Here is a 23,873-nt window from a genome sequence, read left to right as displayed (position 1 = left end):
GGATTAAATGCGATTATCGCCGGTGCTAAACGCAATGATTTGGCTGATCTCAGACAGACTTCTACCACTTTCTTGTTGCCATTGAACAAACGCTTTGTTGGTGGCATCGAGCGATTTCTTCGTATCTTTGCCACCTTCAATGATCTTGCAATTACGCAGGTAAGCTTCAACGTCGCTAGACAAGATGAAGGTATCAACGCCCATTTGACGAAGTGTGTAAGGGCCGGTATTTCCACCTAGGCGATTACCGCGTTTCTTCAAATATGCCCATAGGTCGGTGATTTTCTCTTGTGGCCAATCGGCAACCATTTTACCAAACGAGCCGTATTCGATTTTTGCTTCGTGGATCATTCGAGCGTTGGCAGGGATCGACATGACTTTAGTGAGGTGGCGAATAATGCGTTTATCGGTTGCTTTGGTTTCCCATTGCTCGTCTGACAGCATCAACAGCGGCTCAATCTTAAATCCGAAGAATACTTCTTCAAAGTTCGGCCACTTGTTGCGAACCACGCTCCACGAAATACCACTTTGGAATACCTTCATCGAAAAAGCGGCAAGCCAACGGTCATCGGGAATCGCTGCCAGTTCTTCTTTGTTTAGTGGATGAGACAAAAGCGCTTCAAGTTGATCTTCACCACCTTTACGCTCAGCAGCACGCTGATAAATCGCGTCAAATTTTTCGATACTCATAAAAGAAGTTAGTCCTAGTTTATGTCGATATTTGCGAAACATACTACGCTTAAGTGGCTGAATCGTAAATTGATGGAGTGTCACAAATGAAGAAGGTCACATTAACATTTGTCGGGGAAGGTTCGGATCGTATTGCAGAAAAATTTTATGCGTGGATGACCGATGGTGGGTTAGAAGACAGCATGATTGAGAATTTATCTGACCGTGAAATCTCAGTGGTCGGCATCAGTGATATGGATAATGAAACGCGTGATGTGGTGATCAATACGGAAATGAATTAGGGTCTGTTGACCTTTTGAGCTGATTTTTGCAGCAGTTTGTGGGTTCTTTATACAAGGCAGAGGCTTTGAAATGTAGTTGCCCTACCTGATAAGCCGATAACGCAGTAGAAAGGAGCCACAAACGCTGCCCGACGGGTTCGGCTAAAAGCGTTTTACTCTTTGTTGAGAGGATTTTGCTTAGAATAACTAGGCTACAAACCTCTCGCCGCGATTAAAACACTTTTATCTCGAACAAAATTTAACCGCAAAAGATCAACAGACCCTTATGAGTCGTCTTTCGTCAGCAAGTAGAATCAGGTAAAACAAAGCCCTTCACTCGAAGGGCTTTGTTGCGCTTATAAGCATGGGAGCTTAGTTATTTACCAGCGTTAGACCGCTTGGGAGTGCATCACCGAAGATACGCTTCGATTCACTCTCAGATAGCTCTTTGACTTCTTCAACCAATGATACCCAAGATTCAGGCACCTTGCTTTGCTTCAACTTAGCCAGTACCTGTTCACGGTAGTCGTCTGAGATATCGAATAGGCGGTCGCCCGTCTTACGACAAATCATTACGGCTGCGAAAGCGATCATTGGTTCTTTCTGCCAGTTCTGCTCTAACAGCTTAGGTAACCATTGTTCCGCTTGTTCACGAGGAATAACGGTATGCTGGCTACCATACAAAGGCGTACGTGATGCCAAGCGACCCATAGCCCACCAGTGCGCTTGTTCGAACTGGTTATGGTTGATGGCTTTGCTCAAGAACCACGTTGCCAATAGAACTTTGTCTTCGACTTCTAAATGCTCCAGAGAGGCAGACAAGCGAACCATTGATTCGTAACCCATATCTTGCGCCGCTTTGGCGGATTGTGGGTTTTTCATCGCGCCAGGGTGTAGGTATTTCGCGATGTCCGCCAAGATAGTCTCTTGCTGCTCTTGGCTCAAGCCACCTGCAATACGACGCCAGAATACCCACCAGTCAGTCCAACCTTGATGGTTCTTAAACTGAATGTTTTGCTGGTAGAGACCCCAAACTTGCTCAATGCGCCATGAGTCGGTTGGATCGCCAAACCCCGGACGCAGTGCAAAACCGGCCAAACGAAGCCAGTTTTTCTCGTGCTGTTCAGAACGACGGCGGCGCTTACGACCTTGTGCAAAGGTATCAAAAAGTTGACGTAGGGTAGTGAAATCCCACTCGTCCCGTTTGCCAAGTTTCTTCTCAAGATCTTTGGCCAAGGTTTTGATCTCTTTGCTTTCTGCGCTTTTCTTGTTACCGCTGTATAGGCGAGCGATCAGCTCCTTACATTCGTTCAGTTTAGGGTGAAGCTTAACTTGCTCGCTGTCGTCGGTTTGCTTGTTACGAACTTCGAATTCCAGCTCCCAACGTTTGCTGTCATCTTCTGCGCTGACACATTCCATCTTAAGCGTGCCGACTTCGGTCAACTGACACGCCAGTTGCACTTCTACGCGCTCTTTCTGGTTGGCTTGCAGTTCGGCACCTTCACCTTCAAGGGTGGTGATATAAGGTGGCAGAGGAGCAAATAAGTCGGGGTCAACGTCCACCATCACACCGTTTTGAATGGCGGTGTTATTGGTTAAGGTGTCGTGGGTGGAAGTCAGCAGGTTAAAGCGAACGGGTTCACCCAAGGTAAGCGAGAAACGACGACCACTTAAGCGGATCTCGTGACCTTCTTCTGTCCCTTTTGCAAGCAAACAGAGCGCTTTGCCCATCTTGTTCTTTTCTTGAAGATGCAAGAAGTAAGAACGCGCTGCACCACCACCAATTTTTAGCTGTGCACCACGACGTGCTTTACCAAACGCAACAGCACCTAGTGCAACAGACCAATCTGGATGTGGGTTATCTAATACCGTAACCGGAGCGCCGCGCCAATCGGACAGTAGGGTAGTGACTCGCTCAGTCACAAGTTCACTATTGAACACACCACCGTTAAGTAGCAAACCTACCGGAATTGCATTTTGTTTGTCGTCTTCAATGCCGAGAGCGGCACGAGCAACTTGTTGGTGCTGAGTTAAGAACTCGGCAACGTGTTTGCTCACAGCTGGGTCAGCAACGTATGGAAGACCAAACTCGACGACGGCGCTGCGGCGCTTGTCTGGTACTTCACTGAAATCAGAAAGCGGGAAGAAGCCATCTAAAGCGATTTGGTGCACTTCTTGTTTGCTCAACCCAATACTTTTTGTTCCGCCAAGAAGTTTCGAGCCGCTGCCTAGCATGGTGATTTTTACTTCTTCAGGTGCACTTGCTGAAAGCAGGTTTTCTTTCGCCTTGCGAGTTTGCTGAATCAGCTTAGTTAGGCTTGCTGCAGTGAGCTTCTTACTTTGTTCCCCTTTATTTTGAGAAAGGCGGCTTTCCGCAAGGTGCGCTAATGCTAAGTCGAGGTTGTCACCGCCCAGCATCAAGTGTTCGCCAACACCAATACGATCAAGGGCTAGTTCATCTTGAGAAGAGAAACTGGCTTCAATCAAGCTTAAGTCGGTGGTACCACCGCCGACATCGCACACTAGGATCAGTGGCAACTCTTTGAGCTCATCAGCTGCGGTTTGCTGGTGGCGTGCGTACCAGTCGTAACATACGGCTTGTGGTTCTTCGAGCAGGACGATTTTTTTCAAACCTGCCAACTCAGCGGCTTCAAGCGTGAGTTTACGAGCGGTTTCATCGAACGACGCTGGAACGGTCACAACCACATCTTGGTCTTCTAACTTATTGCTAGGATGACGGTAGTTCCATGCTTGACGAATATGGTTGAGGTAGCTTGCGCTGGCAATGACGGGAGAAACTTTATCTACGTCTTGCGCACCAGCCCAAGGAAGAATGTCTGAGCTACGATCCACTGCTTGGTGTGATAGCCAGCTTTTAGCACTGGATACCTGACGTCCTTCCACCTTAGCGCCTAATTCACGAGCCCATTCACCCACGATCACATTACTAATGTCGCCAGATACAGGTTCGTTTTCCCAAGGGAGTGTTAGGTCGGAAGGGGAGATTTGACCAACCGCAGGGTGATAGCGGAAAGAGGGCAGCAATGGTTTACGAACCACTTCACCCGGACCAATCAATTGGTCGATGTCGAATAGGGATACTTTGGATTGTTCAAGGTTGTCGGTGATTTCACAATACGCCACCACAGTGTTTGTGGTGCCAAGGTCAATACCAACAAGAAAACGAGGAGATGCCATACAAACCTTCGTGTATTTAAAAACGGCACCCGATTGGATGCCGTTTGATTTCTATTTATTCTTCTTCGTTTGAGTTGCTTTTTGCGTCTTCGCGCACATCGAACTCAACATGCCATTTCTGACCGTTATCAGCGGCAATGGCTTCTAAGTAAAGCGTACCAAGCTCTGTGACGCGAGAGGCTAGGGTTACCGGAACCACTTCACCTTCACGACGACCTTCAGATACAGGCAGCGTTACTTGGATTTCTGGAAGCTCTTCAAGCTCTTCTGGTGCCCAGTAGTCTAGGTGAGTACCTGCTAGGTCATCACGACGAACGGTTGAGCCGAAGAATTGGAAGTTAACCGGCTGACCGATGATCAAACCAAACTCTTGGCTTGGTACGTCAACGCTTGAACCTTCTTCCATACCAAATGGTGCAACACAAAGTGCTTCCATTGGAGGCGCCATGCCCGGAATCGCTGGCATCGCACTTTCGATACCCACGTAGTACGCCGAAGCAATACCACCACGGATACGAACGCCTTGACCACGACGTACAGAGCCGTAGTAAGCCGCACCGCTAGCAACCGCAAGGTCTAGATCTACACCTGTTAGGCGTTTTGCCATTTCAGCATCTGCTTCAATTAGCCATTCGTTGATCGTGTCTTCTAGACGAGTTGCTAGAAGTTTCGATTTCAGAACACCACCGTTGAATAGGATTGCGGTTGGCTTGATGAAGTCAGCCGATTGCGCTACATCCGCACCTGGCATACCAGGCATGTTCGCGAATGGGTTGAAATCTTGAGCTGCTGCTTCTGCGCCATTTCCTGAAGTAGAAAGAGCATTGGCTTGTTTAGACAAGAACGCAGCAATGTGACGAGTAATGCCTGCATCTTGTGCGTAAGGCAGACCCATTTGCGTTAGTGCACCACGGTTACGTTGAACAGGGTGGTCCGTAATCGCAACTTGAGGGAAGAAGCCGTCAACCAGTGTTTGTTGTACTTCTTCTTGAGTCAGTTCTGTTTTCAGCGTTGCGCCAAGCAGTTTAGAACCACGGCTTGGTACTACAATTGGCACTGACTGAAGCTCGCTGTCGTTCAATAACGCTTCTTTCGCGTCACGACATGCGTGCGTCATTGCCTGAACTTGCCATGGCTGTAGCTCTTTGCCTTCTTGCGCTAGCTTCATCTTCAAGCGGTACGCAAGTGCAAGGTCCATGTTGTCACCGCCAAGTAGGATGTGTTCACCTACCGCGATACGGTTCAGAGTTAGGTTGCCGTCTTCTTCGGTTACTTCCACCAAAGAAAGGTCGGTTGTACCACCACCGATATCGACCACAAGCACGATGTCACCAACTTCAACTTCGTCGCGCCATTTGTCGTTGCTGTTATCGATCCAGTTGTAAAGCGCAGCTTGTGGCTCTTCTAACAGTGTTAGGTGCACAAAACCAACATTGCGTGCTGCTTCTGCAGTTAGATCGCGGGCAGCAGGATCAAAAGAAGCTGGTACCGTGATAGTCACGTCTTGATCGGCAAGGTTGTGATTTGGATTCGTGTGATTCCAAGCGTCTTTTAGGTGCTCTAGGTAAAGCTCTGTCGCGCGAAGAGGGGATACTTTTTCCACTTCTTCTGGGCTACCTGCTGGCAGGAAAGCATCACGACGGTTCACACCTGCGTGGCAAAGCCAAGATTTCGCACTTGCAACAAGACGAATTGGTGTTTTTGAACCTAGGTTACGTGCAATCGCACCAACTAGAGCTTTTGGCTCGCTCGACCACGGAAGTACGCGTGATTGCGAGTTCATTTCGTGCTCGTGTGGTTGGTAAAGGAAAGAGCCTAATTGGCTACGAGTCTCTACCGTGCCCGGCGCAGTAAGTTGCGGGATAGGCATCACTTCAACGCGAGCGTCTTCGTTGTGTGTATCAACAAAAGACATGACACAGTGTGTTGTACCTAAGTCGATACCAACACTGAATTTAGGCGTCTGTTGAGTTTCAACAGACGCTTCTTGAGAATGGTTTTCTTGGTTCATGTGTTCCATTACAGCTCAACCTCAGCTGGAGCGATCACAGATGCATCGTAGTTCTCAGCCAGTTTAGGCAACGTCATTGATGTTGCTTTCCAACCTTTGTGAACTAGCGTGCCGTTGAATGGCGCGCTGCCTGTTACGTTGCCAGTTAGGCGGATTTCTTGTGGGTTGAAGCCTTCTTCAACCGTAATGCGAGTTTCTTCGTCTTCGTTACGAACGTGTGCTAGCGTCACGTAGTCGCTTAATACTTTTTGACCACCAGTGTGGATTACGCGAGCGGCTGCGCCAACTTCCTCATCAGAGAATGACGTTAGGTCTTCTTTTAGGAAGTCAATCAGACGAGCTTCTTGCTGCATGATAGAAAGCAGCTGCATTGCAGAGTCTGTAGATGCAGTAGCAAGCTTAGATTCAACTTCTACAACACGCTCGACGACTTTCTCTACTTCCACGACTTTTTCTACTTCTACGATCTTCTCGACTGGCTTCTCAACCTCGACGATTTTCTCGACTGGTTTTTCTACCACTTTCTCGATCACTTTAGATTTGCGAGATACCGCGATTAGAAGAAGTAAAACACTCGAAGCCGCAAGGCCTGCGTGCAACATATCGAACGTTTGAGGAATTAGGTTCAAATCAATGTTCATGACATTTTTCTCTTTCTATTGATTTACTGGTGCTCAGTATTGGCTCATGTGTGTTTACTAAAAGGATCGGCTTTGCGACCTGCACCAAGTTTAGACATTAAAATGATGGTGGATGGTAGCATATTCAAGGCTTAAGACTGTAATAATTCGTGAATATACCGCATGATTAGCATGAAAAATCAACGATTAGATAGGGATGCAAACGTTGTTGCTTGATGTTTATCCACATGTGGCGCAGTATTTCCATCATTATCGAAGCTTTGCACGTAATTAACGTGGAACACTAAATGACATACAGCACGGCTCAACAGAGCATTCTCAAACGGTATTCTGCTTCTATTGTCGCTTTCATTGCGGTGCTTATCGTGACAGCGGCTATGGTTGGTGTTGCTTATAAAATCCAGCAGCGCTATACGATGACCATCTTCGATACCTTGGCGGATCGCCAAGCTGAATCTTTAAAATCTGCAGTAGAAAATGACCTTGAGTTTATCGGGGCAGGAGCGAATTTTTTTCACTCTGTCGATGACTCATACTGGTCACAATTTCCCTTGTATGCCAAACAAGTCGTTAATGGTTCCAAAAGCCTAGTTGGTCTGCAATGGATGGAGCGTGTTGACCCACAAGATCTCGATCGCTTCTTGGAAAAAACGCGTAAAACGTTCCCTGATTTTCATATCTTTACCGTGCCAAAAGATGGGCCTAAAACCAATGGCTACATCTTAAAAGATGGCGCTCCGGCGTTTATTGCAACCGACATTTACCCAAGAACGCCGCAGAACCTTTCTCTGCTTGGCTTCTATTCTTCGCGTTTGCGTTTTGAACTGATTCTAGATGACATTCTTACTCAGGGTAGAGCCAACATTTCCGATAAAGTGCGCTTGCTTCAAGATGGATACGATCAATCCCTCGATAAAACTGGATTGTTGGTCTATCACCCAGTGTTTAGCTACGACAACCACGAGCTTCTGGGCGTTGTCGTCGGTGTTGTTCGCAGCACTGTCTACTTCGACGAGTTGATCACCAAGACAGCGACAGAGCTCGATATGTCGATTAAGGTGGAAGATTTAGGCTTTGATGCATACGACGACCCATTGCTGTTTCAGAGCGATAATTGGAGTGACCTGAAAGGGAAAACTATTAGCCGCAAGATTCAACTACCCAATAGAGAATGGAAGGTAGAATTCAAGCTAACGGAATCCGTTTCTGCTTGGGAGCGCTCCGTGCTTTACGGGACGGGGATTGCGGGCTTGGTTATTGCACTTTTGATCAGTTATATAGTGAATCTACAGTCACGGGAAAAAGAGCGTTTAGCGGTCATGCTGGATAATAAAACGGTAGAACTAAAACGCATGGCAGAGTTAGACCCGTTGACTCAGTTACTCAATCGCCGCGTATTTAACGACAACTTACTGCATTATATTAATACTGGCGTTGCCTTTAGTTTGGTTGGCTTTGATATCGACCACTTTAAACGCATCAATGATAAGCACGGTCACTTAGCTGGTGATGAAGCTTTGCTCCATGTTACTCGATTGGTCAATGCGAATTTGCTTGAAGGCGATCGCTTCTACCGAGCTGGCGGTGATGAATTCTGCATACTCTCTCGTTTAACCAATAAAGAAGAGTTGGCTGCTTATTTAGAGAAACTGCGTGGTATTGTCGCCAGCTCTCCTTTTGAATACGGGGCAACTCCTATTATCTGTTCTTTGAGCATTGGTGCAGCAGTGCATAAAGATGAAGATCCTGAGAGTTTGTTCCACAAAATGGACGTGCAGCTCTACCAAAGTAAGGAAAATGGCCGAAACTCAGTATCGATCGGTGATTAATTCAGCGAGCAAATTCGAGTTTTGAGATTGGTTACGGTAGAATCTCACGCTTTCAAATTTACGTTAGGAATCAAGACAAACTATGAACCATAACCGTATCGTCTGCTTCGATTTAGAAATGTGCTGCTGGAGTGAAAACGGCGTAGGTCGCACGGGTGAAATCATTGAAGTTGGTTTGGCTGAAATAGATTTGTCGAAAGGTGAAATCGTTAAGCGCGCTCAATACTACGTAAAGCCTGAACATGATGAAGTCTCATTGTTTTGCGCAGAATTAACTGGTATCACACCACGTAAAATTGAAAAGCAGGGCAGACCATTAGAGGAAGTGCTGAAGTCGATGCTGAAGAACTTTGGCGGTCGTAATAAGATCTATGCCTCTTGGGGACGTGATGACCTCATCTTGCTTGAAGAGTGCCAACAAAAAGGCATTGATGCCCCGTTTAGTGAGTTCATTAATCTAGCGACCTTGTATCGCATACAAAACCGCTTGAAAGAAAAACGCATTGGTCACAAAGCCGCACAAGAGGCCAAAGGCATCGAATGGGAAGGTCGCCAGCATTCCGGTTATGTGGATGCATACAACTTGGCGAAACTTGCACTGACCATGCTATAAGCTTCTGTTTTCATAAATCTTTCATCGGATTTCAGTCTTCTCGTCATAAGCCGGCTTTACTTTGGTTGTTAGTAAATAACAACAATGTTGGCTAGCCTCTTGCGGAGATGACGATGTTTGATTCGGCTTAATCCAGACTAGAGACACAAAAAACGCGCTCATGTAGCGCGTTTTTTATTGGTTCTTACTTTTGTTGAGGCTGTATTTTATTGAGGCAGCGCTTTACTGAGACTGTAATTTCGCACGGATAAAGTCGCTGTGGTCTACATAGAGCAGCTCCGCTGTTTTGCGAATGACGGCATCTTCCAATGGGTCAATTTCACCGTCAGCGTACGCTACTTCCCACATACTCTTGATCAGTTCATAGCGGGTTTCTTGTGAAAGCTCACGCAGTTGAGACGTAAAGTCATAAAGGGAAGTCGACTCACTCGATCGGTTCTGAGCCTGATTCAGTAGGGTGTCGGTCTCTTCTTCTGTTAGGGAAAGTAATTTCATGATCAAAGAGCGTTTGGTCGCTTGCTCTCTTTCATCGATTTGATGGTCCGCACCAGCTACTTCGCAAAGCAAACAAGCTATTGCCATATTGGGTGACAGCGTGTTGGATTGGCTAAGGTCCGAGCCTTCTATAAGTTGTTTAAATAATGAAGTAAGCGAATTAAACATGTTGAGCACCAAGCTGTTATCTATTTATTTAAGATGGTAATGGTTTGAGCAAATCTCAAGGTCTTGATGAAATTTGATCAAGATCTCATACGATTGAGATGACATTTTTGCTCAATACAGTATTTGACCGCCAAAAAGCGGATTTATTCCTCAACCTTTGTAGGCGGGAAATGTATTGAATCACCTTCACCAGTTAAAATACTGATATTGTTTGGCTTTCCGTCTTCATCCAACCTCAGCTCGCCAATCGCACTTTGGTTCACGAGTCGATAAAAATTGTGGTTGCTTGGTGCGCGTTTAAAAATCTTCAAACGCTTGCGCTTTGTGAACAAGTTCAATGGTGAACGAGGACTATACAGCAGACGATCCATTGCATCACATGCGTTCAGCAGTTGCGCAGGAAATTGGTTCTTAATCCCACTGCAAGTGATCTGATAGATGTTTGGACTATTGCGGCGGAAGCGCAACTTGATGTCATAAGCGAAAGAGTAGTGCACATCGCCAGAGAGAATCACGAAGTTAGTTGGGGTTTTGGTGTGAGTGAAAATACTGATCAAAGTATTTGCACTGCCCGGATGCGCCATCCAGTTTTCTGCGTCAATCAGTAATGGCTGACCCAAGCCCGTCATGATGCGTTGCAGCGTTTCAATAAACTTCACACCAAACATGGGCGCGGCAGAGACAATGATCACTTTGTCTTGATGCATCAACTCTTGGTGGAATTCAATCAAGGCTTCCCAATCCATCAAGCCTGATGGTTTGTTCATACGAGACTCTGAACGCCAACGACGAGTACGTGTATCCAGTACCACCACTTTTGGTGAGGTGTGAATCGTGTAGTGCCAATCTTCAAAACGATAGAGGTACTTTATGAACTCGTCTTGAGATTCTGAAGTCAGCTCTTCAAAGTAACGGCGCGCATGCTCCATAAACGGGGCGTTGAATTTTTCTGGCGCGTTTCCCCAACCTTGGCATAGCCAGTAAGCGATCAGGCTGTTACCGATGATGCGATGTGAGAAGAGGTTCTCATTGGCAGCTTTTTCCCAGCCAACCGTGAGATTCCAATCGTCGGTCACGTCATGATCATCAAAGATCATGTAAGTAGGAACGTGAGCAAGCAAACGTTGGACTTTATTCAAGCCTTCGACAAACGCATCGATGTGGACTTTCTCATCACGCCAATGCTGCTGCCATTTCGGCTCTAACGCTTTTCCGCCCGTTGTAAATTCTCTTTCCAATAAACGTTCACGATTGACTAGCGTCCATGGTACTGGAGACCAAACGAGCAGGTACATCGCAAACAGTTCGGCAAAACTGATGAGATGGTTTTCGCATTCACGTGAACTGAAAATAGGGATACCACGATGGGGGAAGAACTTGCTCAGTAAGCTTCCGTCGTCCACGTAGTGAGGCAGAATGTTATCTCGGCCATAAAAGCAATCTGGGCTTTGATACAGCTCTTGCGTGTTTTTAATCGGCGCTTGTTCGAACTCTTCGTCAGGTAAGCCCAATAACTCGACCAACTGTTCGATGGCGTCCAGCATTGGCCCCGCCACATGATCGGCATAGATTTGATCGCCGCTCATGATCAGCATATCTGGGCGGTGTTCTATCTGCTGACTAGCAACTTTAGCGTCTGCTTGGACGAGAGTGTCCTTACTAAAATGATGTGGGTTACGACAAGAACCGTGCAATACATAATCAGCTTTCTCGCTGATCAAGAATTTTACACCTTGCTCTGTTTGCTTATCTTCGCCATAGATAAGATGGGGCATCAACTCGGTTAACAAACCGGATTGAGTATGGAGTTGATAACGCAGTGCACGGTGGGTAGGAAATTCGCCTTGCAGCGTCAGCATGCAAACCCAAGCACGTTTACCGACTTGTAATAGATGCTCTTTTGAAACAGGCTGAGAATAGTATTGTTCACCCGTGCCAGCATCGCTGATTTCAACCAAGCCTTCGAGAGGTTGCGTGGTCACCAACCAAATATTCACTTCCTTCGCGGTGACCTTTCTTAAAATCGGGCCGGCAACAATCAGGGGAAGAGAGGAAAGTTCATTGGTGTTGAGCGATGTTGGCAAAGTGGTTCCTTAGTATTTTGAATCAGTGTTCTGAATCTTCTTCGAGTATTTCGATAACTTGTGAGCTGCTAAGTTCATGTCCCATCAGAAACAAACCTAACATGGCGTCGGCTTTTGACGCACTGTCGCTATCTTCATCAAGGATTTGTTGTAGGCGAGTACGAATCAAGTCAATTTCATGCTCAACAAAACCACGGCCTTCTTCTTCGCCTTGGCCATCTTCTGGTGCATTATCGAAATGCATAAACAGCATATCACCATCAAGCGTGGTGCTCTCTAAACGCTCTGGTAGCCATTCTTCACCCATTACGATATCGGGATCGCTACCATCAGGCAAATTGTTGATAAGGGAGATGAGTTCAGATGCTTTCACGATAAACTGCGGCTTTGGTCATTGGTTTTCTATTGTATCGACCAAACCGGAAAAAACTAAGCCCTTTCATCATCGAAACGTTTTAATTGCTTGCATTGTCATCATTTTGTTGTTGTGAGTAGACCGCCAAATATCGATAACTTTCACTTTAAATAAATTAGGAGATATAACTAATCAATCTTCAAAGGTGAAATCACGAATTCAATTATTGGTCCGATGAGTCGATTGATTTCATCAACAAATCTCAGCACTCTACGTCACCAATCGATAATGAGAATAATTATCGATAATTAATTTAACTGACGTATAAATAGAGTTCTGAAATGAAACGAATAATGACCTTACTTTGCTTAGCGCCTGTATTTGGTGTGAGTGCTGCTGATAACAAGATTGAATCTTTCATGAATGCTTTTCATGAGAATCCTTCAAAAGTAATGAACGAGTTACCTCAGAAAGAAGGCGACACGTCTCCCATCATTGTTGAAGAATCGGAATCCATTCGAGCATCCGTGCGTGATGTCATTATGGAGAGAGCGACATCAGAATCTCATCACTCATTTTCTGCAAATCTTAATAATGACAACCCGGCGCGTTTGGTGGATGTGGGTACTGGCTTGATTCGCAATCTCGATGAGCTTCACCGTCAAATACCGAATTCAAAGCGACTTGAAGTACAACCTTGGTCCGACACCTACTGGCCTCTGTATTCTGGTGCTGCTGCTTGGCGTTATGGCGACAGGGAACTCAGTGCGAGCAATTGGCAAGAGTATTTTGACTTTTCGCACATTCAAAAACCGGTAGTCTCGGTTCAAGGACAGGATCGAGAGGATTTATCTCCGGCAGAAAAATACGATTTGCTGGTGGGGGATACTCAATTTACGCTATCAAAACGTTCGTGGGACTCTGGCAAAGGGTACTACGAATCGAATGGCAGTGTAGAACGCTGGATGGGGCTCTGCCATGGATGGGCTGCTGCGGCTTATATGCTTCCTCGACCAACGCAATCCGTCACTGTGCCAGATGCCAATGGGGAGCCTTTAAAGTTTTACCCTTCTGATATCAAAGCACTTGGAACTTTATTGTGGGCAGAAGCGCCGTTTGAAACTCGTTTTATTGGTGGGCGATGTAACATAAAGAACCCAGCAAAAGATGAAAATGGGCGAGTGATTGAACCGGATTGTAATGACACCAACCCAGCCAGTTGGCACTTAGCGGTGCTAAACCAGTTGGGGTTATCTGGCCGTAGCTTGATCATGGATGCTACTTACGATTATCAAGTTTGGAACCAGCCTGTTTTAGGCTACAACTTGCAATATTTTAATCCACAAACGTACCGCTCGGCCTCCGACCCTGCAGATGTCATGATCAAATTGGAATCTTACGACAAAGATCGTTTCTCTGCATATCGCTCACGTCGCGCAGCTTCCATTGTTGGTGTTCAAATGCAAGTCGAATACATGGTTGAAACGAATCCTACGCATCGCTCGACTGACATGCCCCGTTATGATGGCATATCACGAGTGACGTATTACTACGACCTTGAAATCGATGCAAATGGACAAGTGATTGGAGGGGAGTGGTATCAAAATCGTCACCCAGATTTTCTTTGGACGCCAACACCAGCAGCGATGGCGAAATCCTATTATGACGGAAATGGCGAATGGGATATGTCTTTACCGATTCCGCAGAATTGGCAGTACCAAGCTCCACGTGCTTCTCGCTACACACAACCAATGACGGCAGTCGTCGAAGCTCTGTTTACCGCTTCGTCAGGTAAGCAGGATGACCAAGATGGATGGAAAAAAATAAAAACCAACACGGAGAGTGGCTCGCAGTGTCTTGATGTGGAGTACCGCGCATCAGGTGAGGGCTCAAGAGTATTTGGTTGGCGTTGTCATAATGGGGATAACCAAGAGTGGAAGTTAACTTCTGCAGGGAAGCTCATGAGTCGAAGCAACTCAGAATTGTGCCTCGATCAGCAAGGTATCGAGATTACTCTTGAGGAGTGTGGGGATGTTCCTACCCAACAATGGCGATGGGAAAACGGGCAGATAAAGAACCGCCTTGATAATTCGTTGAAGTGGAATGACCGCACTTGGCTAGTTGAAGCCGATGTACAAGGCAGTGAGTGGTACTTGGAATAGTTGAGATAAATACAGAGCCCGCTATCGTAGCAGGCTCTCTTTATCATTGCTTAATAGTCGTTACAGCTGCCTTCAAATGTCCAGAACCAGTAGTTCTGATAAGGGTCTGCTCCCCAGTTATCTTGTGTCGCAACAAAGCGGTTGCCCCAATACTTCACTGAAGAACCGGCAGGGTAGTAATTGTAAGGTGACCACTCTTGCAGAGATGCGCACTGGTCTTGTGGTTCTGGGTTTGGCTGTGGCGTTCCGTATGCCTCACTGACGGCAAGGTAGGCGTCAGAAGCGCTCTGCGTATTTGTTACAGTGACATAAATGTCTGTACCTTGAATACCACCAAAACCACACGCTTCTTCATTACCCATATTGGTCGATGAGCAGTCGTAATCTGAAGGTGTTGCTGGGCGATCAATCGCTACATAAAGTTCCACATTACCAAAGCCATTGTAAGTTTGTACCCAAACATCATCGCTAGAGGTTCGACGCAGAACGAACTGTTGCTCTTCTGCCGTGTTTCTTTGGATCGCGACAGGCATGTTGAGCGAAAGCTCGGTCATGCCAGTATCCGGTCCAGGGTTTGGATTTGGGTTCGGATTAGGTTGACCGCTTTCACAGTTCATCACCTGAACACCCACTTGAGAGAACGCAGACGTGACAGCGGAGCTTTCATATCCCAGCTTTTGCGCTGCCTTACATACGCCTTCTGCACCTTGCTGGAAGGTTGAGTTTGGCGTCCAGTACAACTGGTTCGCCGTTGCGTAAGCCATGAATGCTTTTTTGATGCTCCAGCCTGAGCTTGTCGCTAGGTGGTAAAAGGCTTTGTTGAAAATGCCTGAGCTGTGGTGCACATCGATGCCATTGTAGTATTGGTTTATATGGTCGATCGAGGAACCGTCATGGCTTGGGTTGATGAAGTAACGCATAGCGGGCGAGTACTTCATCACGTGTTCGCCCATCTTCCAATTAAAGCTGCCATGCACGTATTGGCTAAGTGCTGCAGCAGCGACGTCAGAAAATGATTCGTTCATTCCGCCAGACATGCCGCGATATTCTAACCCGGAGTTTTGCTCGGTGAAACCGTGGCTGACTTCATGTGCGATAACATCCCAAGTCGCAAGAGGGTACATAGAGCTGTTGCCATCACCAAAGGTCATCTGACGGCCATCCCAAAACGCGTTGCCATAGTTTGAGCCGTAGTGAACGCGCATGGTGAGTTTTTGTTGAATAGGACGTGCGCCAAGCCACTCACGGTACATGTCAAATACACGTTGGCCGAAGTAGTGTGCGTCGTTCATTGGCGCGTACGCTCCATTGATTTCTCGGTAGTTATTCACGTTGCAGTTGAAGCGATGAACTTGACCACCCCATTGTTGGTTGTTCATGTTGATCGTTTCGACATTATCACTGTTCATCTGACAGTATTGGTCAACTTGGAATCCACCAAACTTTGTATTTGGGCCAAAGTAATAACGGCCACTTTTTTGGTTGCCGCCTGGGCCTTCTGCTTCAAGAAATGCAAGACCTTCCCATTGGTCCATGATCTCTCCTGATTTTGCATCGACCAGCGTGATAGGACGAGAGGGACGTAGATTGACAATTTTCATCGCATCGACTTTGTAGATAAGGTGCGCGGTATTTTGTTCGTCTAGCCAAACCATTAGTTCCGCACGAGCATCATTCTCTGGAGACTCGTTAGATGCAAAACCGTGCTGATGAGTGCCCGTTGCGATTTCAATCGCTTGGTTTGCGCTGATCATTGGCAGCGTCGAGTCTAAGTCGTTGTCGATTCCAACCACCACATTACCGTCAATCGATTGAGCAAAGCCTTTTGCGGAAAGATCTGCGACGACAGAGTGACCATATACAGGTACGCCGTAATGCAATTGTTGCTTACGAACTAACGTTTGTTGACCTATTTCTACTCGGTTGATGTTTTGATAACTCAGTTCGGTACTTGCTGGCATATAGGATGATCCACCAGCAATATTGAGTGCTTCAGAGAGTTCAGTTTGAGAGTGTTCCACAATTTGTGCTGCCTGCGAGGCAAACGCGAAAGGGACAAGCGATAATAAAGTGACGTTTCGCATAATTAACCTTTGATTATGATTGTGTATTTTCTTATGTGTATGTATTCATAGCAAAAATGCGATTGCAGATTAAAGATAAAATCCAGAAATACGTAAGTGCAATTGGTTGAATATTTGAGGTTAATTCAAAACAAATTTATAAATCGCCTAAAATATGGGCGGTTATAACGAGGTTAAGTAGTCCTGTAGGAATTTTTAACCGATAGACGAATAAAGTCAGATATACTCTTTGTGATTGAATACTGTCTCTAATTACAGCGACATAGGAGAGTTATGAAACACCTACTAGGAACATCGCTAGCCTGCTCAGGCTTATTGCTAAACGGAGCCGCATTTGCTGAGTCGAAGCATGCTGAACAAGAGTGGGGCATTGCTGCGATGTACCGGACTGCTGCGATTCCTTTTTATACTGCTGACGATGACTCGACGGTAAGAACGTTTGTGCCAATGATGTTCTTTGAGAATGAGCACCTTTACATTGATGGCCTTGAAGGTGGTGTGTTCTTATATGATGAGGAGGACTCAGATTGGCGTGCGAGTGCGATCATGCGCTTGCGCTTTGTTGACATACCTAAATCGGTTCAAAACGCTTTTGAGGGTGATCGTGTCGACTTCGGTGGCCAAATTCGTTACAACTTTGACGAGAACTGGCGCGCCGAATTCGAAGTGATGACGGATGACGAATTCCAATTTCATTCCAACTACCGTATCGCGGCTAACTATGAGTTAGGCGACTGGGAGTTGGAACCTTCTTTTACCATTCGTTATAAAGATGCCGATTTCAACAGTACTTATTACTCGTTTGATGAAGTAACGGGCGAGAAAATTGGTGCAGGTATTGATGCGAACTTAGGCATTAAAGCCCGATACCACGTCATTTCTAATTTGTACCTACTCGGCGAAACGAGCATTACTCGTCTAGACAGCGAAGCGTACAACAGCCAAATTGTTGAAGACCGCTATCAGGGTGAAGTATTCGTTGGCTTTGGTTTCTTCAATGACAAAGGGAAGGCTCGTAAATCAGAGTTGAGCAACCGTCCGTATCTGCGTGTTGCACACGGTTGGGCAACGCCTTCCAATATTGGCGATATTTTCAAATTTAATGCCGAGAAGGACGAGTACAACAACCAGCTCACCTCATTATTCTACGGACACCCATTGACGGATGAAATCTTCGGTTTCCCAATTGATATCTATCTAACACCAGGTTTGGTTCATCATTGGTCATCTGACGTTCAATCGTCCAGTACTGAGTATGTAATGGCGATTAAGGCTTACTACACCTTTGATTGGCCGACCAAATGGCGTTTCGGTGTCGCAGAGGGTATGTCTTACATCGATAACATCACCTACATCGAAGGTACTGAGATGGAAGAGAAAGGTTACACCGCAAGTAATTTGCTGAACTATCTCGACTTCTCATTTGATGTGAATGTAGGCGATCTGTTTAACCAGAAAGATTGGGAAAACATGTGGGTAGGTTACTCATTACATCACCGTAGTGCTATCTTCGAGAGTGCTTCTCAGTTTGGCCGCATCAAAGGCGGTAGTAACTACAATACGATCTACTTACAGTACGATTTTTAAGCTCAGCTGAAAACAAATACGAATAAGCCTCATCTTGACATGAGGCTTATTTATTTTCTGTTAATTGGTAATTATTCTTATTTCCATTCTTCTGCATTCGTATTTATTATCCATTCAATTTAAAAACCATTCTAATATTTAATTGAATTGACACACCTCTGACCTATTAATATTTCATTCATATAAAACGCTGAAATGAAATATAAGATTGCATTTGGTATTTTTTAATAATTGACTGTGGTCAAGATTATCACCCCTTAAATCTACAAGGATATTAATAGTGGAGGGTGGCCATGCCTTAGTTGCTCAAGGCTTGTGCTGTTTAGCTTAATTGATGGTTTTGTAGAAATGTTGCTTTGATTTGCCCTGTGTATTAATTAAAGCGAAATTAGATATTTTCAATGAATGCCTATTTTGAAAATACAATCTCTATGTCTTTTATTTCTAACGAGTGTTCTTTCCCCACTTAAAGCCATTAATTAAGCGCCACGACCAAATTCAAAAACGTAATTTAGGAAAAAACCATGAGTCAAAATGGTAAGTTTAATATTACTCGGCGTGATGCTTTAAAGGGCGGTTCTGCACTTGGCGCTTTGGCGTTAGCAGGAAACGCGCTTTCTCTCCCGTTTGCAACTAAAGCGGTTGCCAAAGAAACACCAGCAAAACCAAACGAAAAAATTGTCTGGTCGGCATGTACCGTAAACTGTGGTTCTCGTTGTCCGCTTCGTATGCACGTGGTCGACGGTGAAATCAAATGGGTAGAAACCGACAACACGGGTGATGATGTTTACAACCACAATCACCAAGTTCGTGCTTGTTTGCGTGGTCGCTCTATGCGTCGCCGTGTTTACTCGCCAGACCGTTTGAAATACCCACTTCTTCGCGTTGGTAAGCGTGGTGAAGGTAAGTTCAAACGCATCACTTGGGATGAAGCCTTTGACCTCATTGGTGATAACCTAAAACGCATAATTAAAGACCACGGTAACGATGCGGTGTACCTAAACTATGGTACAGGTACGCTTGGTGGCACAGTAACTAAGAGTTGGGATCCGAGCGCGACATTGGTTGCTCGTATGATGAACCTTTGTGGTGGTTACCTAAATCACTACGGTGACTACTCTGCAGCAAACATCGAATGTATGTCGGAGTACTTCTACGGTTCGTTCGTTGATAACAACTCGATTGACGATGTTCAAAATGCAGACCTATGTCTGATGTTTGGTAACAACCCAGCGGAAACCCGTATGTCGGGTGGTGGTCAGGTTCACAACTATGTGGATGCGAAAAACATCAGTCACACTCGCACGATTTGTATCGACCCTCGTTACACTGACACTGCTGCAGGCCGTGAAGACCAATGGATTCCTATCAAGCACGGTACAGATGCAGCTTTAATTGCAGCCATCGCCCATGTATTGATTACGGAAGATAAAGTCGATCAAGACTTCCTTGACCGTTACTGTGTGGGTTACGACCGTAAAACGCTTCCTGCATCAGCGCCAGAAAACGGCAGCTACAAAGATTATATTATGGGCACTGGCCCAGATGGCATCGAGAAAACCCCAGAGTGGGCACAGCCAATCACCGGTATTCCTGCTGATGTGATTTTGAAACTTGCACGCGAAGTTGGCGATGCTAAACGCATTTACATTACCCAAGGTTGGGGCTTACAACGCTCAGCAAATGGTGAGCAAGCGTGTAAAGCGGTAATGATGTTGTCATTGCTACGTGGTCAAGTTGGCTTGCAAGGTGGTGGTACTGGTGCTCGTGAAGGTAACCACTCATACCCATTCCAACGCTTCCCGAAAGTGCCAAACCCGATCAGCGCTTCTATCCCAATGTTCCTTTGGACAGACGCGATTTACCGCGGTACGGAAATGACAGATCTGACCGACGGCATTAAAGGCGTTCAGAAGCTACAAAACAACATCAAGTTTATCTGGAACTACGCAGGTAACTGTCTGATTAACCAACACTCAGACATCAACCGCACACACGAAATTCTTCAAGATGAAAAAGCGTGTGAAATGATTGTGGTGATCGACAACCACATGACGTCTTCGGCGAAGTATGCCGATATCGTATTGCCAGACTGCACAACGTCAGAGCAATCGGATTTCTGTATGGATGGTGCAGCTGCATCAATGCCTTACTTCATCTTTGCAAGCCAAGCGATTAAACCTCGTTTCGAATGCAAACCTATCTACGACATTATGTCTGGTGTGGCGAAGCGCATGGGCGTGTTTGATGAGTTTACTGAAGGTCGCACTCAAGAAGAGTGGCTGCAATGGATGTACGCTCAGACCGTTAAACAAAACAACGATCCAAACTTGCCGTCTTACGATGAGATGAGAAAGCAGGGCATCTATAAGAAGCAATTCGACCGTCCACACGTGGCATACGAAGACTTCCGTCGTGACCCAGAAGCGAACCCACTACCATCGCCATCGGGCAAGATTGAAATCTACTCGGAGACGTTAGCGAAGATCAACGAAGAATGGGAATTGGACGAAGATGAATCAATCAAGCCATTACCAGAATACGTTTCGACGTTTAATGGCTGGGATTCTCCTGATCGTAAAGAGTACCCACTTCAGTTAACGGGTTTCCACTACAAAGCTCGTGCGCACTCTACGTACGGTAACGTCGACATCCTAAAAGCAGCGGCACCACAGGAACTTTGGATCAACCCGATTGATGCAGCGTCACGCAACATCGACAACGGTGACTTGGTTAGCGTGCGCAGTAAGTTCGGTGAAATGAACGTTCGCGTAAAAGTAACCCCACGCATCATGCCACACATCGTTGGCTTAGGTGAGGGCGCATGGTACTCACCAAATGGTAAAGGTGTTGACCAAGCGGGTTCAATCAACGTGCTGACGACACAACGTCCAAGCCCGTTGGCAAAATCAAACCCGAGCCATACCAACCTCGTTGAAGTGACGCTAATTAAGAAAATGGGGGCTAAATAATGAGCACAGCGAAGCAGTATGGCTTTTACATTGATTCAAGCAAATGTACTGGCTGCAAGACATGTCAGCTCTCTTGTAAAGATAACAAAGATCTGGGTATCGACCGCAACTTCCGTCGTGTTTACGAATACGTAGGCGGCAACTGGACAGAAGAAAACGGCGCGTTCCGTCAAAACGTGTTCGCGTACTACCTATCAATCTCTTGTAACCACTGTACTAACCCAGCGTGTACCAAGGTTTGTCCATCAGGTGCAATGCACAAGCGTGAAGAAGATGGCTTTGTTGTTGTCGATGAAAGCGTGTGTATCGGCTGTAAATCTTGTCACATGGCATGCCCATACGGCGCACCTCAATACAGCGAAGAAAAAGGTCACATGACTAAGTGTGATGGCTGTTACGAACGTGTCGCAGAAGGCTTAATGCCAGTGTGTGTTGATAGCTGTCCATTGCGTGCGATTGAGTTTGGTCCAATTGATGAGCTACGCGCGAAATACGGTTCAAACGCGGATGTGGCACCACTGCCAGATTCTCGCATTACGAGCCCGAACCTGATCGTGAAGCTAAATCCAAATGGTCGTCCAACCAATGACCGCACTGGTTTCCTACAGAATCCAAGAGAGGTGAAATAATGTTATACGAAGCACCATTAGTTGCCTTTACGGTTCTTGCTCAAACAGCGGTTGGCGCGCACTTAACGGTTAACGCGTTCGAGAAATTCGGTAAGCCACCACGCGTGACAGAACCTCGTATGAACATCGCTCGTTTTGCTATTTTGGTTGTGATGGGGTTGGGTTTCTTGTTCTCAACAACTCACTTAGGTAGCCCACTTCGTGCCTTCAACGCATTAAACCGTGTTGGTAGTGCGGCGCTATCTAACGAGATCTTAACGGGTGCAAGCTTTCTGTCTCTAGCGGGTTTGTACTGGTTGCTAACGATTCTAAAAATCGGCAGCGAAGGCGTGCGTAAAATTGTGAACTGGTTGTCTATCGCGGTTGGCGTGATTTTCATGTTCGCGATGGCAAATGTTTACCAAATAGAAACGGTACCAGCATGGTACTCACCAATGACCACGGTTGCGTTTTGGTTCACGGTCGTGACTTCGGGTCTGATGTTCGGTTACACGCTTATCAACGTATTGGACGTGACGGCTGAGAAAACCAATCGTCGCCTAATGTGGGCTGGTGCAAGCCTGATTGCGCTGAACCTAGCGTTCTCAGTAATGCAGACGATTTATTTCGCAGGTATCTCAACGGCGATTCACAGTGGCTTGGATCAAATCACAATGCTGTCTGGCTATGTTGCTGGTCATGTGTTGTTGCTTGTGGTTGCTGCTGCTCTTTGGGTATTCGCTGAGTTGTTTACCGCAGAAGGTCGTCAGAAGAACTTGCTAGTTATCGTGGCATTCGTTGCCTTGTTCGTTGCAGAGATTCTAGGTCGCAATGTGTTCTACGGCATGCACTTTACATCTGGTTTGTACTAATAACCGTTATTTGTGCTGATAACCATTATTTGTACTGATAACAATTAGCAGAGTGGGGCGAGTGTTCGTCCCATCTCTTTTCCGTTTTACTTAATCGAAGAATAAAAACACCAGTCATCAAAGGTACTTCATGCAAATTTCTCAACTTGAACCACAAGATACCAGCATCGTTCTTAAGCTGTTTGGTGCACTGTTTTACTACCAACCAAAAGATTACCCAGCGGCAAATCTCGATACGTTGTTGAGCAATACTGATACGCCAATCGAAGCGCTTAATGACATGCTGCGCAGCTTTCAAAGCGAGAGTGAAGAGGCATTGCAAATGGAGCACGATCGTATGTTTGCCGGTATTGGTGAGATGCCAGCGCCACCTTGGGGTTCGGCTTATCTAGATAAAGAAGCAGTGTTGTTTGGCGAATCAACCATTGAATATCGTTACTTCTTGCAGCGTTGTGGTTTTGCTTTGGAATCTGACCAACGTGAGCCAGAAGACCAGATCGGCTTGATGCTGATGGTGTTAGGCATGTTGATTGAAACTGATCAACAAAAACTGGCGGCTGAAATGTTGCGCGAGCACTTGATGACGTGGTTTGGTTTTTTCAACAAGCGCTTCAAAAAAGCGGTGACTCTTGCGCCTTACTCAAAACTGTCGAACCTTACTGAAGAACTACTTCAATCTTTGAGTGAGCAATACCAAGTCGTTGTGTCAGTAAAGAGAGATTACTCGGATGCGCCAGTCTGAATCGGTTGATCTAAGCAAGCGACGTCTGTTTTCGTTCCGTCGCGCGCCAGTGGAACAAGCTCAAGAGCCTCGTGTTCAAGCGAGACCGCCGTATGCGGTGGAAGAGTCTATGTTCACTCGGCTTTGTGATGGATGTGGTAAGTGCGCTTCTGCATGTCCAAGCCAAATCATTGAAATGGTTGATGGCGTTGCCGCGTTAGACATCAGTTACTCGGCATGTGATTTATGCGGTGCGTGCAAGTCGGCATGCCCTACATTGGCACTTTCTAACCAAACAGAGTCTACAGGCTTGATAGCAACTATCTCGAACAGCTGCGAAAACTTATACGGTTATTGCGGTAGTTGCGAGGACAGTTGCCCTTATGATGCTTTGCAATGGCAAGATGATGTCAAACCTAAAATTGACGCTGCCAAATGCAAAGGTTGCGGACAATGCGCGCAAAGCTGCTACAACAGCATGATCAGCTTTGACTTAAAACGATAAAAAAGGGATTGGCGCGAA

At 46.1% G+C, this 23,873-nt stretch carries 18 protein-coding genes; 10 read left to right on the top strand and 8 right to left on the bottom strand.

What is annotated here, in order from left to right; all coding sequences use genetic code 11:
* Positions 1 to 3: 3 nt before the first annotated feature.
* Positions 4 to 690 carry a DNA-3-methyladenine glycosylase I gene (locus VJL_RS13675; protein ID WP_038872270.1) on the bottom strand — a complete coding sequence of 229 codons (687 nt, stop codon included), beginning with the start codon at positions 688 to 690 and terminating at the stop codon, positions 4 to 6.
* Between the two features lie 86 nt (positions 691 to 776).
* Here VJL_RS13675 and VJL_RS13670 point away from each other — a divergent pair, with 86 nt between their 5' ends.
* Positions 777 to 971, top strand: a complete 195-nt coding sequence (locus VJL_RS13670) for a hypothetical protein (RefSeq protein WP_005377692.1) — start codon at positions 777 to 779, stop codon at positions 969 to 971.
* Between the two features lie 351 nt (positions 972 to 1,322).
* Here VJL_RS13670 and VJL_RS13665 read toward each other — a convergent pair whose 3' ends face one another.
* The 3 genes from VJL_RS13665 to VJL_RS13655 are packed head-to-tail and all read right to left on the bottom strand — an operon-like array spanning position 1,323 to position 6,800.
* Entirely contained in the window at positions 1,323 to 4,148 is a 2,826-nt protein-coding gene (locus VJL_RS13665) for an Hsp70 family protein (protein ID WP_038878715.1), read from the bottom strand.
* A gap of 55 nt (positions 4,149 to 4,203) precedes the next feature.
* Positions 4,204 to 6,168, bottom strand: a complete 1,965-nt coding sequence (locus VJL_RS13660) for an Hsp70 family protein (RefSeq protein ID WP_038878712.1) — start codon at positions 6,166 to 6,168, stop codon at positions 4,204 to 4,206.
* A complete protein-coding gene (locus VJL_RS13655) occupies positions 6,168 to 6,800 on the bottom strand; it encodes a DUF2760 domain-containing protein (protein ID WP_038872281.1) in 633 nt (210 codons plus the stop codon). Before VJL_RS13655 ends, VJL_RS13660 begins: the two co-directional genes overlap by 1 nt.
* 287 nt (positions 6,801 to 7,087) lie before the next feature.
* On the opposite strand from VJL_RS13655, the gene VJL_RS13650 reads away from it, so the two are divergent.
* Positions 7,088 to 8,629, top strand: coding sequence for a sensor domain-containing diguanylate cyclase (locus tag VJL_RS13650; RefSeq protein ID WP_038878709.1), 1,542 nt, complete (start codon positions 7,088 to 7,090; stop codon positions 8,627 to 8,629).
* A gap of 82 nt (positions 8,630 to 8,711) precedes the next feature.
* Positions 8,712 to 9,242 (top strand): 3'-5' exonuclease, encoded by a 531-nt coding sequence (locus VJL_RS13645; protein WP_038872287.1) that lies wholly within the window; start codon positions 8,712 to 8,714, stop codon positions 9,240 to 9,242.
* 222 nt (positions 9,243 to 9,464) lie between these two features.
* On the opposite strand, the gene VJL_RS13640 is transcribed toward VJL_RS13645, so the two are convergent.
* The 3 genes from VJL_RS13640 to VJL_RS13630 form a co-directional block, all read right to left on the bottom strand.
* Positions 9,465 to 9,905, bottom strand: a complete 441-nt coding sequence (locus tag VJL_RS13640; protein WP_005451837.1) for a tellurite resistance TerB family protein — start codon at positions 9,903 to 9,905, stop codon at positions 9,465 to 9,467.
* Between the two features lie 143 nt (positions 9,906 to 10,048).
* On the bottom strand, positions 10,049 to 11,989 hold the full coding sequence (locus tag VJL_RS13635) for an alkaline phosphatase D family protein (protein ID WP_038878706.1): 1,941 nt from the start codon (positions 11,987 to 11,989) through the stop codon (positions 10,049 to 10,051).
* A 22-nt stretch (positions 11,990 to 12,011) separates the two neighbouring features.
* The gene (locus tag VJL_RS13630; RefSeq protein WP_038872292.1) at positions 12,012 to 12,362 is read right to left on the bottom strand and encodes a VC1380 family protein; all 351 of its coding nucleotides are present in this window, start codon (positions 12,360 to 12,362) and stop codon (positions 12,012 to 12,014) included.
* 335 nt (positions 12,363 to 12,697) lie between these two features.
* Here VJL_RS13630 and VJL_RS13625 point away from each other — a divergent pair, with 335 nt between their 5' ends.
* The gene (locus VJL_RS13625; protein WP_095760072.1) at positions 12,698 to 14,506 is read left to right on the top strand and encodes a ricin-type beta-trefoil lectin domain protein; all 1,809 of its coding nucleotides are present in this window, start codon (positions 12,698 to 12,700) and stop codon (positions 14,504 to 14,506) included.
* 50 nt (positions 14,507 to 14,556) lie between these two features.
* On the opposite strand, the gene VJL_RS13620 is transcribed toward VJL_RS13625, so the two are convergent.
* On the bottom strand, positions 14,557 to 16,590 hold the full coding sequence (locus VJL_RS13620; protein ID WP_038878701.1) for a M4 family metallopeptidase: 2,034 nt from the start codon (positions 16,588 to 16,590) through the stop codon (positions 14,557 to 14,559).
* Between the two features lie 273 nt (positions 16,591 to 16,863).
* Here VJL_RS13620 and VJL_RS13615 point away from each other — a divergent pair, with 273 nt between their 5' ends.
* From VJL_RS13615 to VJL_RS13590, 6 genes are all read left to right on the top strand, one after another.
* Positions 16,864 to 18,177, top strand: coding sequence for a MipA/OmpV family protein (locus tag VJL_RS13615; protein ID WP_038878699.1), 1,314 nt, complete (start codon positions 16,864 to 16,866; stop codon positions 18,175 to 18,177).
* A gap of 524 nt (positions 18,178 to 18,701) precedes the next feature.
* Positions 18,702 to 21,149 carry a DmsA/YnfE/YnfF family dimethyl sulfoxide reductase gene (locus VJL_RS13610; RefSeq protein WP_005442705.1) on the top strand — a complete coding sequence of 816 codons (2,448 nt, stop codon included), beginning with the start codon at positions 18,702 to 18,704 and terminating at the stop codon, positions 21,147 to 21,149.
* On the top strand, positions 21,149 to 21,778 hold the full coding sequence (locus VJL_RS13605) for a DMSO/selenate family reductase complex B subunit (RefSeq protein WP_005433785.1): 630 nt from the start codon (positions 21,149 to 21,151) through the stop codon (positions 21,776 to 21,778). Before VJL_RS13610 ends, VJL_RS13605 begins: the two co-directional genes overlap by 1 nt.
* Positions 21,778 to 22,629 carry a dimethyl sulfoxide reductase anchor subunit family protein gene (locus tag VJL_RS13600; protein ID WP_038878697.1) on the top strand — a complete coding sequence of 284 codons (852 nt, stop codon included), beginning with the start codon at positions 21,778 to 21,780 and terminating at the stop codon, positions 22,627 to 22,629. The genes VJL_RS13605 and VJL_RS13600 overlap by 1 nt, the downstream gene beginning before the upstream one ends.
* Before the next feature lie 130 nt (positions 22,630 to 22,759).
* On the top strand, positions 22,760 to 23,371 hold the full coding sequence (locus VJL_RS13595) for a TorD/DmsD family molecular chaperone (protein ID WP_038878694.1): 612 nt from the start codon (positions 22,760 to 22,762) through the stop codon (positions 23,369 to 23,371).
* Entirely contained in the window at positions 23,358 to 23,855 is a 498-nt protein-coding gene (locus tag VJL_RS13590) for a 4Fe-4S binding protein (protein ID WP_038878691.1), read from the top strand. The genes VJL_RS13595 and VJL_RS13590 overlap by 14 nt, the downstream gene beginning before the upstream one ends.
* Positions 23,856 to 23,873 lie beyond the last annotated feature (18 nt).

Origin of the sequence: Vibrio jasicida CAIM 1864 = LMG 25398 (assembly GCF_000400365.1) — a bacterium.
GTDB classification, from domain to species: Bacteria; Pseudomonadota; Gammaproteobacteria; order Enterobacterales; family Vibrionaceae; genus Vibrio; species Vibrio jasicida.
This window is presented reverse-complemented; position numbering and strand designations above follow the sequence as displayed.